Origin of the sequence: Shinella sp., from assembly GCF_052438155.1 — a bacterium.
Classification (GTDB): domain Bacteria; phylum Pseudomonadota; class Alphaproteobacteria; order Rhizobiales; family Rhizobiaceae; genus Shinella.
In genome coordinates this window covers 1-12,483 of record NZ_JBQVPI010000058.1, presented here as the reverse complement: position 1 = coordinate 12,483, position 12,483 = coordinate 1, and the positions used below count along the sequence as shown (strand labels likewise).

Annotated in this window: 11 protein-coding genes; 7 read left to right on the top strand and 4 right to left on the bottom strand. The window is 62.1% G+C overall.

The features are described from left to right. Together ACT6VE_RS33480 and ACT6VE_RS33475 are read left to right on the top strand one after the other, a co-directional pair. The coding region (locus ACT6VE_RS33480) for a formyltetrahydrofolate deformylase (RefSeq protein WP_444802496.1) at positions 1-611 on the top strand (611 nt) is incomplete at its 5' end. Positions 612-1,059: 448 nt separating this feature from the next. Further along, positions 1,060-1,728 carry a helix-turn-helix domain-containing protein gene (locus ACT6VE_RS33475; RefSeq protein ID WP_444802495.1) on the top strand — a complete coding sequence of 223 codons (669 nt, stop codon included), beginning with the start codon at positions 1,060-1,062 and terminating at the stop codon, positions 1,726-1,728. Between the two features lie 36 nt (positions 1,729-1,764). Here the strand turns inward: ACT6VE_RS33475 and ACT6VE_RS33470 are convergent, their stop codons facing one another. From ACT6VE_RS33470 to ACT6VE_RS33455, 4 genes are read right to left on the bottom strand one after another with little or no spacing between them, the layout of a single operon-like run. Continuing rightward, entirely contained in the window at positions 1,765-2,337 is a 573-nt protein-coding gene (locus tag ACT6VE_RS33470; RefSeq protein ID WP_444802494.1) for a sarcosine oxidase subunit gamma family protein, read from the bottom strand. Further along, on the bottom strand, positions 2,330-5,287 hold the full coding sequence (locus ACT6VE_RS33465; protein ID WP_444802493.1) for a sarcosine oxidase subunit alpha family protein: 2,958 nt from the start codon (positions 5,285-5,287) through the stop codon (positions 2,330-2,332). Before ACT6VE_RS33465 ends, ACT6VE_RS33470 begins: the two co-directional genes overlap by 8 nt. After that, the gene (locus tag ACT6VE_RS33460; RefSeq protein WP_444802492.1) at positions 5,284-5,556 is read right to left on the bottom strand and encodes a sarcosine oxidase subunit delta; all 273 of its coding nucleotides are present in this window, start codon (positions 5,554-5,556) and stop codon (positions 5,284-5,286) included. Before ACT6VE_RS33460 ends, ACT6VE_RS33465 begins: the two co-directional genes overlap by 4 nt. A 9-nt stretch (positions 5,557-5,565) precedes the next feature. After that, the gene (locus tag ACT6VE_RS33455) at positions 5,566-6,816 is read right to left on the bottom strand and encodes a sarcosine oxidase subunit beta family protein (protein WP_444802491.1); all 1,251 of its coding nucleotides are present in this window, start codon (positions 6,814-6,816) and stop codon (positions 5,566-5,568) included. A gap of 90 nt (positions 6,817-6,906) precedes the next feature. Between ACT6VE_RS33455 and ACT6VE_RS33450 the strand changes: the two genes are divergently transcribed. The 5 genes from ACT6VE_RS33450 (at position 6,907) to glnT (ending at position 12,352) form a co-directional block, all read left to right on the top strand. After that, a complete protein-coding gene (locus ACT6VE_RS33450) occupies positions 6,907-7,896 on the top strand; it encodes a GlxA family transcriptional regulator (protein WP_444802490.1) in 990 nt (329 codons plus the stop codon). A gap of 82 nt (positions 7,897-7,978) precedes the next feature. Beyond that, positions 7,979-8,884: a class II glutamine amidotransferase gene (locus ACT6VE_RS33445; protein ID WP_444802489.1), complete on the top strand. Its 906-nt coding sequence runs from the start codon at positions 7,979-7,981 to the stop codon at positions 8,882-8,884. Positions 8,885-8,922: 38 nt separating this feature from the next. Beyond that, positions 8,923-9,609: a GXGXG domain-containing protein gene (locus tag ACT6VE_RS33440; RefSeq protein ID WP_069063795.1), complete on the top strand. Its 687-nt coding sequence runs from the start codon at positions 8,923-8,925 to the stop codon at positions 9,607-9,609. A gap of 15 nt (positions 9,610-9,624) precedes the next feature. Continuing rightward, entirely contained in the window at positions 9,625-10,953 is a 1,329-nt protein-coding gene (locus ACT6VE_RS33435; RefSeq protein WP_444802488.1) for an FMN-binding glutamate synthase family protein, read from the top strand. A gap of 91 nt (positions 10,954-11,044) precedes the next feature. After that, entirely contained in the window at positions 11,045-12,352 is a 1,308-nt protein-coding gene (glnT, locus tag ACT6VE_RS33430; RefSeq protein ID WP_444802487.1) for a type III glutamate--ammonia ligase, read from the top strand. The last annotated feature ends 131 nt before the right edge of the window (positions 12,353-12,483 follow it).

Here is a 12,483-nt window from a genome sequence, read left to right as displayed (position 1 = left end):
TGTCGCGCTTCGGTCATTGCCTGAACGACCTGCTCTACCGCTGGAAGATCGGCGCGCTGCCGATCGACATCGTCGGCGTCGTGTCGAACCACTTCGATTACCAGAAGGTCATCGTCAACCACGACATCCCCTTCTACCACATCAAGGTGACGAAGGAGAACAAGCCGCAGGCCGAAGCCCGCCTGATGGAGGTGGTGGAACAGTCCGGTGCCGAACTCATCGTGCTCGCCCGCTACATGCAGGTGCTGTCGGATGCGGTGTGCAAGAAGATGTCTGGGCGGATCATCAACATCCACCACTCGTTCCTGCCGTCCTTCAAGGGTGCGAACCCGTACAAGCAGGCGTTCGAGCGCGGGGTGAAGCTGATCGGTGCGACGGCGCATTATGTGACGGAGGATCTCGATGAGGGTCCGATCATCGAGCAGGACGTGGCGCGGATCACGCATGCGCAGTCGGCGGAGGACTATGTGTCGATCGGCCGGGACGTGGAGAGCCAGGTTCTCGCCCGCGCCGTGCATGCCCACATCCACCACCGCACCTTTATGAACGGCAACAAGACCATCGTCTTCCCGCCGAGCCCCGGTTCCTACGCCTCCGAGCGCATGGGGTAGGCCGGATCGTCCGCCGCGACGTTGGTGCGCGCGGGCCTCATGCCTGCACCTCCTGCCAGTGCGGATATGTGACATTGGCGGTGATAGCCTCCTCTTCGTGCGAACGGATTGTGGCCTTCCACCCTTGGCATATGAGCGATCTCGCCGGGGCCATCGTTTCGGTGAGGGTTCGGTTGGAACCGTAGCGTCCGAAGTCGATCGGGAGCGGTGCCTCTCGCTGGTCGACCATGTTGCAAACGAATACGTCCCCATCCTGTCTGGGCGAGGGTTCAAACGATGCGGGGGCAGATTTTAAAACGACTGTCCTTATGGAACGCACGGGGCACGCGCTCGGTTCAAACAGGGTTCGAAGGTTCACTTAGTCGCCGCGTCAATTTCACTCAGCAGAAAAATTTCCTCCGAATGATGAGATGTTTCCTGTAAGGAACATAACTCGTAGGAGATAACGATGACCGAGAAGAACGAGAAGGACGGGCAGAAGCTGGCCCTGTTGTCCCAGGACCCGCACCGGATTCGCGAGCCGCGGGAAAACAATCTGGAAATGGCGATAGGGCACGAGGTTCGGACTTATCGCAAAGCACTCGGCATCACCGTCACCGACCTCGCAACCGCGACGGGCATTTCCGTGGGCATGCTGTCGAAGATCGAGAACGGCAACATCTCGCCTTCGCTGACGACGTTGCAAGCCCTGACCAGGGCGCTCGGCGTGCCGCTCACGGCGTTCTTTCGCCGGTTCGAGGAGCCGCACAATGCGACTTTCGTCAAGGCCGGCGAAGGCGTGAACATCGAGCGGCGTGGCACGCGCGCGGGGCATCAGTACAGCCTGCTCGGTCACATCGCCAACAATACCAGCGGCGTCACGGTCGAACCCTATCTCATAACGCTGACGACCGAGTCCGATGTCTTCCCGACGTTCCAGCATGAGGGCATGGAGTTCCTCCACATGCTGGAAGGCGAAGTGGTCTACCGCCACGGCGATCAACTCTACACCATGCAACCGGGTGACAGCCTGTTCTTCGATGCCGATTCACCGCACGGACCGCAGGAACTGGTTCATCTGCCGGCTCGTTACCTGTCAATCATCAGCTACCCGCAAAAGCGGAACCAAACCGTCTGATTTTGCCTTGCGGAAATTCAAAGCCGGGCGACCGGTCTACCGCACCGTTTTAGCATCCACGCCGAATTCAAGGCTCATCTGGATCAGTTCGTCCCACAGGCTTTCGGCAAAGCCGCGCAACACCAGTAGCTCGAAACTTTCCGCGCCTGTTCGGGTGATCAGCGCCGAGATATGGCCGATCAGCGTCATTGCGGACTGGCCGATGGGGAAGTTGGCACTGTCGAGATCGACGGCCGTGCCCTTGGCAAGGACGGTTTCGACCGCTTGCCCGCCGATGCCGATCCGGATGCGGCCGTGGCCTTGATCGGAAATAGAGGCCCTGCCATCCAATAGCGGCGTCTTGCCGAAAATTTCCGCAGCGGAAAGGGCCGCGTCACCGATGACGAACCATTGTCCAGGGCCATAGGGACGCACGGCATGGGGGGTGCCATCGCCGATCTGCGGGATCAGGTCTTGCAGGTCGCCGTTTTCGCGCGCGGCCAGAACCTGCAGTACGTGGCCTTCCGGCAGAGTGGTGAGCGCAATCCGCGCAGCGGTTGACGGAGCGCCGAACGAGCCGGCCTTGGCATCGGCAAGGGCTGGTCGGTGAAGGAGCGCAAAATCAGCCATGGAGCTTTCCGTTTTCCGGGTCGAAGAAGACCGGGCTGCACAGCACGGCCTTGGTGTATTCGTTTTTCAGGTCGTTCCAGACAGTGACATGCTCGCCGTGCCGCGTCGGCCCATGCTTGACGAGGGCGAGGCCGATGGTCGAGCCAAGGTTGGGCGAATAGCAACTGGAGGAGACATAGCCCTGGTCGTTTTCGAGCGTCGGAACAGTGCCCTCCGAGAGGATATGCGAGCCCGTCTTGAAGGTCATCGCCGGATCGAGCGGCTTGACGCCGACCAGCGAAAGCCGGTCATCCGCCGTCAGGCCCTCGCGTAACAGCATCGCCTTGCCGATGAAGTCCGGCTTGGTCGTGGAGACCATCTTGGCGAAGCCGAGATCGGACGGGATGACGGTGCCGTTGATCTCGGAATGGGTGACATGGCCCTTCTCTATGCGCATGACACCCAGCGCCTCGACACCATAGGGGCAGATGCCATGCGGCTTGCCGGTCTCCATGATCGCATCGGCGATCGCCTCTCCATACCCGGCCGGAACCGCGAGTTCGTAGGCCAGTTCGCCGGAGAAGGAGATGCGGAACAGACGGCCGGTCAGCGTGCCGCCGCAGAGCGACACTTCCTTGGCACCTAGGAACGGGAAGGCCGCGTCCGAAATGTCCTCATCCACCAGCGTCTGCAGGATCATGCGCGATTTCGGCCCGGCAACCGCGATCTGCGCCCATTGATCGGTCGAGGAGGCAAACTGCACATCGACATCGGGCCACAAGGCCTGCGCGCAGAATTCCAGATGGTTCATGACGCCTGCTGCGTAAGCCGTGGTCGTCGTCATGAAGAAATGGGTTTCGCCCAGACGGCTCGTGGTGCCGTCGTCATAAATCATTCCGTCTTCGCGCAGCATCAGGCCGTAACGTGCCTTGCCGATGGGGAGCTTCAGGAAGGCGTTGCAATAGACCCGGTTGAGGAATTCGGCGGCGTCTCTGCCAAAGATCTCGATCTTGCCGAGCGTCGAGACGTCGCAGATACCGGCGTTCTTGCGGACATTGAGCACTTCGCGGTCGACGCTTTCTCGCCAGGTCGTTTCGCCCGCCTTCGGGAACCAGGACGAGCGATACCAGAGGCCCGTTTCGACGAAGACCGCGCCGTTCTTCTTGGCCCAATCGTGCAGCGGCGACTTGCGCACCGGCTGGAAATGCTTGCCCTTGGAAGCGCCGGTCAGCGCACCGAAGGAGAGTGGCGTATAGAACGGGCGGAATGTCGTGGTGCCGACGTCGGCCGGTGAGACCTTTCGCGCTTCGGCGAGAATGCCGATGGCATTGATGTTCGACAGCTTGCCCTGGTCGGTTGCCATGCCATTGGTGGTGTAGCGCTTGGCTAGCTCGACATGGCCATAACCCTCGCTGACGGCGAGGCCGAGATCCTTGAGGTGCACGTCGTTCTGGTAGTCGACGAAGGCTTTGCCTTTCGATCCGTGAATGCGCCAGGGCGGCTTGGAGACGGTCGCCGTGTCGGCCTTTTCGGCGAACGCGGCGCTGGCCTTCGAGAAACCGAGCGCCTGCAGGGCGGATGCGGCTTTTCCGGCGCCATCTGCAAGGCAGGCGTCGATGCTGCCAATGCCCGCGGCGGCGCCGGCGACAGTCAGCCCCTCCTGGGTTTGCGGAGCGAGGAACGCGGCCTTGGCATCGGACCAGACCGGTTTTGCGCCGCGATGGCAGGCGAGATGAATGATCGGGCTCCAGCCGCCGGACATGCCGAGTGCGTCCGTCGAAATGGTTTCCGTGCGGCCGTTGCTGAGGACAGTAACGCCCTTGAGGCTCCGACCACCCTTGGCATCGACAACCACGGCGCTGGGCAGGATGCGTGCCTTGCCGGACCAGGTGCGGGCGGCATCCGGACGGGCGTCGACGATGGCCGCGACATCAAGGCCGGCGGCTTCGAGGTCAGCGGCGGCCGCGTAACCGGAGGCATCGTTGGTGAAAATGATTGTGCTCTTTCCGGGCGCGATGGCCTGCCGGTTGAGATAGGAGCGCATGGCGCCCGCCATCATCACGCCGGGAATGTCGTTGCCGCCGAAAACCAGCGGGCGCTCTTCAGCGCCGGAAGCGAGGATCGCCTGTTTGGCGGCGATGCGCCAGATGCGCTCGACGGGTCGGTTCGGATCCACCGACGCCGTGTTCTTCTGCACGCTTTCGACGGCGCCGAAGACATTGCCGTCGTACCAGCCGAAGACGGTCGTGCGCGAGAAAACGCGGACATTCGGCATATCTGCCAGCTCGGCCAGCGTTTGGGCCAGCAGGTCGCCTGCGGATTTTCCACCGACAGGCGTCGTTTCTGACAGCAGTGAACCACCGGGTTCAAAACCTTCATCGGCAAGAATGACACGGGCACCGGCGCGGCCTGCGGTAAGCGCCGCGGCGAGGCCGGCGGGCCCTGCGCCGATGACCAGCAGGTCGCAATGCGCCCAGCATTTCTCGTAGCTATCGGGATCGGGTTCATAGGTCGCGCGGCCAAGACCAGCCGCCTTGCGAATGATCGGCTCGTAGACCTTTTCCCAGAAGGTGGCCGGCCACATAAAGGTCTTGTAGTAGAAGCCGGCGCCGAGGAAAGGCGAGAGCAGGCTGTTGATAGCGCCGAGGTCGAAATCGACCGAGGGCCAGCGGTTCTGGCTCTTGGCGGTCAGGCCGCTGTATAGCTCGACCAGCGTGGCGCGGGTGTTGGCCTCGGTGCGTCCGCCTTCGCCGATCGTCACCAGGGCATTGGGTTCGGCGGCACCCGCCGTCAGGATGCCGCGCGGGCGATGGTACTTGAAGCTGCGGCCGACGAGCTGGCGGCCGTTTGCCAGAAGTGCCGAAGCCAGCGTATCGCCGGCAAAACCCTGCATCGGCTTGCCGTCGAAGGTGAAATCGAGCGGCTTGGCGCGGTCGATGCGGCCACCCCGAGAAAGGCGATAGGACGTCATGCGGTCGCTCCCTCAGCACTGGCATCTGTGACAGCATGGATTGCGTGGGTCATCGTATCGCGCTCGACCACCAGCCAGCGGCGGCAGCCGGATGTGTGGTGCCAATGTTCCTTGTGGCGCCCCCGCGGATTGTCGCGCAGATAGACGTAAGCGTGCCAGGCGTCCTCACCGGCATCCGGCGCCGGGCGGGTGATGCCGGCATCGCCGCGAACGGTGAATTCTTCCTTGGGGCGCGGCCCGCAATGGGGGCAGGCGATCAGGCTGGCCATATGAAGTCCTCAATGCAGGTTGGGTTGCGAGCCGACGCCCTTTTCATCGATCATCCGGCCGCGCGCGAAGCGGTCGAGCCTGAAGGCGCGGCCGGTCTCGTGCGGTTCGTTCCTGGCGATCAGATGGGCGTAGCAGAAGCCGGAAGCGGGCGTGGCCTTGAAGCCGCCGTAGCACCAGCCGGCGTTCAGGTAGAGATTGTCGATGTGGGTGCGGTCGATGATCGGCGAACCGTCCATGCTCATGTCCATCACCCCGCCCCAGGAGCGCAGCACCCGGACACGCGACAGCGCCGGGATCATCGCGACGCCGGCTTCGGCGACGTGCTCGACGGTCGCGAGATTGCCGCGCTGCGCATAGGAATTGTAGCCGTCGATATCGCCGCCGAAGACGAGGCCGCCCTTGTCCGACTGGGAGACGTAGAAATGACCGGCGCCGAAGGTGACGACATTGTCGATGAACGGTTTCAGCCCCTCGGAAACGAAAGCCTGCAGCACATGACTTTCGATCGGCAGCTTCAGGTCGACCATGTCGGCCACCACGGTGGAATTGCCGGCTGCCGCGAGCGCCAGCTTGCCGCAGCCGATAAAGCCCTGGCTGGTCTCGACGCCGGTGACATTGCCGTTTTCGCGGCGGATGCCGGTGACCTCGCAATTCTGGATGATATCGACGCCGCGCATATCCGCGCCGCGGGCATAGCCCCAGGCAACGGCGTCATGGCGCACGGTGCCGCCGCGTTTCTGCATCAGCGCTCCCTGGATCGGGAAGCGGGCATTGTCGAAATCGAGGAAGGGCAGCATCTGGCGCACGGCGTTGCGGTCGAGCAGGTCGGCATCGACGCCGTGCAGCCGCATGGCGTTGCCGCGCCGCGTATAGGCGTCGCGCTGGGCGTCGGAATGATAGAGGTTGAGCACGCCGCGCTGGGAGACCATGGCGTTAAAGTTGAAATCCTGCTCCAGCCCCTCCCAGAGCTTCATTGACAGCTCGTAGAACGGATTGTTGCCCTGCAGCAGGTAATTGGAGCGGATGATCGTGGTGTTGCGACCGACATTGCCGGAGCCGATATAGCCCTTTTCCAGCACCGCCACATTGGTGACGCCGAATTCCTTGGCGAGGTAATAGGCCGTGGCAAGACCATGCCCGCCGCCACCGATGATGATCACGTCATAGTGGTTCTTTGGAACCGGACTGCGCCACGCCGGCGCCCAGCCCTTGTTGCCGCGCAGGGCGTTCAGGAAAACGGAAAAGGCAGAGTAGCGCATGGCAATGGAATCCCGGTGGAGCCTACCGATCATGACAGGATTGCGTTTTGGTACTTGCAGAAAAGAGACACTTTGAGCCATGATTGAGCCATGGCTTCAGATGACCTGAAAAACGTCCAGAAGATCGGCTTCATCCTGATCCCGGGATTTGCGCTGATGTCCTATGCCTCGGCGGTGGAGCCGCTGCGGGCCGCCAATCTTCTGGCCGGCCGGGATATCTATGCGCTTTCCGCGCATGTCGTAGACGGAAACGCCGGAATGACATCATCGGGCATTCCCGTTCCCGCCACGCCGCTGCCGGGCCGCGGCGCCGGTTTCCATACTGTCTTCGTCTGCGCCGGCGGTACGCCGGTCGACTGGAACGTGCCGGCTGTCCTGGCATGCCTGCGCCAGCTTGCCCGCGACGGCGTGCGCATCGGCGGCATTTCCGGCGGTCCCTATCTCATGGCGGCGGCGGGATTGCTGGAGGATCGCGATTTCACCATCCACTGGGAGCATGCCCCGGCCCTGGTGGAGGCGTTTCCGCGTCTTGCGCCCCGTCAGGCGCGCTATGTCCTCGATGGCAATCGCATCACCTGTGGCGGCGGCGTGGCCCCGCTCGATATGATGCACGCGCTGATCTCGGAGCGCATGGGCTCGGATTTCGCCCGCCGGGTGAGCGACTGGTACCTGCATACCCAGGTCGAAAGCTCCGGCGCACCCCAGCGGGCTTCGCTGGCGGAGCGTTATGGGGTCAACCATCCGGGCCTGCTGATGGTGCTGGAAAAAATGGAAGCAACGATCGAGGCGCCGCTCGACCGGCAGGCCATGGGCAAACTGGCCGGTGTTTCGCCACGTCACCTCGATCGGCTCTTTTCCAGCCTGATGGGCTCGTCCTTCCTTCTTGAATACCGGAAACTGCGGCTGGATCACGCCCGACGCCTGTTGCAGCAAAGCCCGCTTTCGATCTCCGAAATCGCCTTCGCCACCGGGTTTTCCAGCGCCGGGCATTTTGCTCGAACCTACCGAGCGGCCTTTGGGGAGCCGCCGCGCGCGCATCGGCAGTCGGTAGTTCCGACAGCTCCGATCGAATTGCCTTAAAAGAAAATAACTTTCCTCATAGTTGAAATCAAAAAACGCACCTGCTATCCATCTTTCATCAACGAAACGAAGGATTGTCCCCATGTGCGGAATTGTCGGATTGTTTTTGAAGGACAGAAGTCTGGAACCGCAATTGGGTGCCCTGCTGTCCGATATGTTGGTCACCATGACCGACCGCGGGCCCGATAGCGCCGGCATCGCCATCTACGGTACGCCTTCAGACGGCCGCGCGAAAATCACCGTTCAATCGGCCAACCCCAAACAGGATTTTGCCGGGCTTGAAGCGCTGTTGAAGCCAGCCGATTCGAGCGTTGCCGTGGAGCTGAAAAGCACCCACGCGGTCATCGAAGCCAGTGCCGACAAGGCTCAGGCGGTGCGCGATCTGCTGGTCCAGGAGCGGTCGGATATTCGTGTCATGGGTTCCGGCGACAGCGTCGAGATCTACAAAGAAGTCGGGCTGCCGAAGGACGTCGTCTCCCGCTTCGGCATTCGCCAGATGGCGGGTACGCATGGTATCGGCCATACCCGCATGGCAACGGAATCGGCCGTCACCACGCTTGGCGCCCATCCGTTCTCGACCGGCGCCGACCAGTGCCTGGTGCACAACGGCTCGCTTTCCAACCACAACAATCTGCGCCGTGAGCTGGTGCGCGAAGGCATGACCTTCGAGACGCAGAACGACACCGAAGTCGCCGCAGCCTATCTGTCGGCCGAGATGGCCAAGGGCAAGGATCTGGGCCAAGCGCTGACCAGCGCGCTCGATGATCTCGATGGCTTCTTCACCTTCGTCGTCGGCACGAAATCCGGCTTCGGCGTGGTGCGCGATCCGATCGCCTGCAAGCCGGCCGTGATGGCCGAAACGGATCAGTACATCGCTTTCGGCTCGGAATACCGCGCGCTCGTCAACCTGCCGGGCATCGAAAATGCGCGCGTCTGGGAGCCGGAGCCGGCCACCGTGTATTTCTGGGATCATGAGAAGGCGGCCTAACCGTGGATGTCAGCGTCAAACGAGAAAGTCTGGAAGCGATGCGCGTATTCGACCTTGCCACAACGCCGTTGCGCGAACTGAACAGCGCGCTTCACGCTATCGCCCCCGGCACCAATGATACGAATTTCGAGGTCGTCAATCCGCGCGGCAGCCATGCCGTTGCCGTCGGCATCGATCAGCCGGTCACCGTCGAGGTGCGCGGCAGCGTCGGCTATTATTGCGCGGGCATGAACGATGGCGGTACCGTGACCGTCCATGGTTCCGCCGGGCCAGGTGTCGCGGAAAACATGATGTCGGGCACGGTTGTCATCGAGGGTGATGCCAGCCAGTATGCCGGGGCCACGGGCCGCGGCGGCCTCCTTGTCATCAAGGGCAACGCTGCCTCGCGCTGCGGCATCTCGATGAAGGGCATCGATATCGTCGTCCAGGGCAATATCGGTCACATGTCGGCCTTCATGGGTCAGTCGGGCCACCTGGTGGTGCTTGGCAATGCCGGTGATGCGCTCGGCGATTCCCTCTACGAGGCCAAGTTGTTCGTGCGCGGTGAGGTCAAGAGCCTTGGCGCCGACTGCATCCAGAAGGAAATGAAGCCAAAACATCTGAAGCTGCTTGCCGAGCTTCTGGAAAGAGCCGGCATCACGGGTGTCTCGCCGGAAGAATTCAAGCGCTACGGTTCGGCCCGTACGCTCTACAACTTCAACATCGATAACGCTGATGCGTACTAAGGCAGGGATCCGTTCATGAGCTATCACAACCCCTATACCCCGCCGCGCAAGTCAGCGACCTTCGACGATTACACGCTGGCGGAAATCCGGCGCGCGGCGGCGACCGGCATCTATGATATCAGAGGCGCCGGCACCAAGCGCAAAGTGCCGCATTTCGACGACCTGTTGTTCCTCGGTGCGTCGATCTCGCGTTATCCGCTCGAAGGCTATCGCGAGAAATGCGACACCTCCGTCGTGCTCGGCGCGCGCCACGCCAAGAAGCCGATCATCCTGAAGACGCCGATCACCATTGCCGGCATGAGTTTCGGTGCGCTTTCGGGCAATGCCAAGGAAGCGCTCGGTCGAGGCGCCACGATCGCCGGAACATCGACCACCACCGGCGACGGCGGCATGACGGACGAGGAGCGCGGCCACAGCCAGACGCTGGTCTATCAGTATCTGCCGTCACGCTACGGCATGAACCCGCGGGACCTGCGTCGCGCTGATGCCATCGAAATCGTTGTCGGCCAGGGCGCCAAGCCCGGTGGTGGCGGCATGCTGCTCGGCCAGAAGATTTCCGACCGCGTCGCCAACATGCGCAATCTGCCGAAGGGCATCGACCAGCGCTCGGCCTGCCGTCATCCGGACTGGACCGGCCCGGACGATCTCGAAATCAAGATCATGGAACTGCGCGAAATCACCGATTGGGAAAAGCCGATCTATGTGAAGGTCGGCGGCGCGCGTCCCTATTACGATACAGCACTCGCCGTGAAGGCCGGTGCCGACGTCGTCGTGCTCGACGGCATGCAGGGCGGCACGGCGGCGACGCAGGACGTCTTCATCGAGAATGTCGGCATGCCGTCGCTGGCCTGCATCCGCCCCGCCGTCCAGGCGCTGCAGGATCTCGGCATGCACCGCAAGGTGCAGCTGATCATCTCGGGCGGCATCCGTTCCGGCGCCGACGTGGCCAAGGCGCTGGCGCTGGGTGCCGACGCGGTTGCCATCGGCACGGCGGCGCTGGTCGCCATCGGCGACAACGATCCGCACTGGGAAGAGGAATACCAGAAGCTCGGAACGACGGCCGGCGCCTATGACGACTGGCATGAAGGCAAGGACCCGGCCGGGATCACCACACAGGATCCGGAGCTTTCCAAGCGTCTCGATCCGGTTGCTGCCGGACGGCGTCTCGCCAACTATCTCAAGGTGATGACGCTCGAAGCCCAGACCATCGCGCGCGCCTGCGGCAAGAACCATCTCCACAATCTGGAGCCGGAAGACCTTGTCGCCCTGACGATCGAGGCATCCGCCATGGCGCAGGTGCCGCTTGCGGGCACCAGCTGGATTCCCGGCAAGGGAGGTTTCTAACCCTTAAAAAACTTCGGCCGTCGTCTGATCTCCCAAGCCAGCGGCGGCCATTTTCTTGAAAAAGTGTCTGAATAATCCAAAGGGGAACACAGTGACACTCGATCTTGCTACCTTTGCCAAGGACCGTGGCATCAAATATTTCATGATCAGCTTTACCGACCTTTTCGGCGGCCAGCGGGCAAAGCTTGTTCCGGCGGAAGCAATCGCCGATATGCAGAAGGACGGCGCGGGTTTTGCGGGCTTTGCCACCTGGCTCGACCTGACACCCGCCCATCCCGATCTCTTTGCACTTCCGGATGCGTCTTCTGCCATCCAGCTTCCGTGGAAGAAGGATGTTGCCTGGGTCGCTGCCGATTGCGTGATGGACGACCAACCGGTCGACCAGGCGCCGCGCGTCATGCTGAAACGGCTGATCGCCGAAGCTGCCAAGGAAGGCCTTCGCGTCAAGACCGGCGTCGAGCCGGAATTCTTCCTGATCTCGCCGGATGGCGGCAAGATTTCCGACGAATTCGATACGGCTGAAAAGCCCTGCTATGATCAGCAGGCCGTCATGCGCCGTTACGACGTAATCGCCGAGATTTGCGATTACATGCTCGAACTGGGCTGGAAGCCCTACCAGAACGACCATGAGGACGCGAACGGCCAGTTCGAGATGAACTGGGAATATGACGACGCGCTGCAGACGGCCGACAAACATTCCTTCTTCAAGTTCATGGTGAAGACGGTCGCCGAAAAACACGGCCTTCGCGCCACCTTCATGCCCAAGCCCTTCAAGGGGCTGACCGGCAACGGCTGCCACGCCCATATCTCCGTCTGGGATCTGGAAGGCAAGACCAATGCCTTCGCCGACAAGAACATGCCATTCGGTCTTTCGGCCAAGGGCAAAACCTTCCTCGGCGGCATCATGCAGCATGCGTCGGCGCTTGCCGCAGTGACCAATCCGACGGTCAATTCCTACAAGCGCATCAACGCGCCGCGCACCATTTCCGGTGCCACCTGGGCGCCTAATACGGTGACATGGACGGGCAACAACCGCACGCACATGGTCCGCGTTCCGGGTCCGGGCCGGTTCGAGCTGCGCCTGCCGGATGGTGCCGTCAATCCGTACCTGCTGCAGGCCATCATCATCGCCGCCGGCCTGAACGGCATTCGCAAAAACGCCGATCCGGGCCGCCACTACGACATCGACATGTACAAGGAAGGCCATACCGTCACCGGCGCGCCGCGCCTGCCCTTGAACCTGCTCGATGCACTCAGGGAATATGACAAGGATGAGGAACTGAAGGCCACGCTCGGCAAGGGTTTCTCCAGCGCCTACCTGAAGCTCAAGCATCAGGAATGGAATGCCTACGCGTCGCATTTCACGGACTGGGAGCGGCAGACGACGCTCGATATCTGAGGCTTGGTGCTGCGGAAAAAGAGACGCCACTTCGGCAATCGTTTGACCGGGAAAGAACCGATGAAAAGCCACGTCCTGACAGTATCGTGCCAATCGACCCGCGGCATCGTCGCCGCGATCACCGGCTACCT

Excerpts from the sequence above, each read along its gene's own strand:
- ACT6VE_RS33460 (WP_444802492.1), bottom strand. The coding sequence starts at position 5,556 with ATGGCCAGCCTGATCGCCTGCCCCCATTGCGGGCCGCGCCCCAAGGAA.
- ACT6VE_RS33445 (WP_444802489.1), top strand. The coding sequence starts at position 7,979 with ATGTGCGGAATTGTCGGATTGTTTTTGAAGGACAGAAGTCTGGAACCG.
- ACT6VE_RS33470 (WP_444802494.1), bottom strand. The coding sequence starts at position 2,337 with ATGGCTGATTTTGCGCTCCTTCACCGACCAGCCCTTGCCGATGCCAAG.
- ACT6VE_RS33455 (WP_444802491.1), bottom strand. The coding sequence starts at position 6,816 with ATGCGCTACTCTGCCTTTTCCGTTTTCCTGAACGCCCTGCGCGGCAAC.
- ACT6VE_RS33435 (WP_444802488.1), top strand. The coding sequence starts at position 9,625 with ATGAGCTATCACAACCCCTATACCCCGCCGCGCAAGTCAGCGACCTTC.
- ACT6VE_RS33440 (WP_069063795.1), top strand. The coding sequence starts at position 8,923 with ATGCGCGTATTCGACCTTGCCACAACGCCGTTGCGCGAACTGAACAGC.
- ACT6VE_RS33465 (WP_444802493.1), bottom strand. The coding sequence starts at position 5,287 with ATGACGTCCTATCGCCTTTCTCGGGGTGGCCGCATCGACCGCGCCAAG.
- ACT6VE_RS33475 (WP_444802495.1), top strand. The coding sequence starts at position 1,060 with ATGACCGAGAAGAACGAGAAGGACGGGCAGAAGCTGGCCCTGTTGTCC.
- ACT6VE_RS33450 (WP_444802490.1), top strand. The coding sequence starts at position 6,907 with ATGGCTTCAGATGACCTGAAAAACGTCCAGAAGATCGGCTTCATCCTG.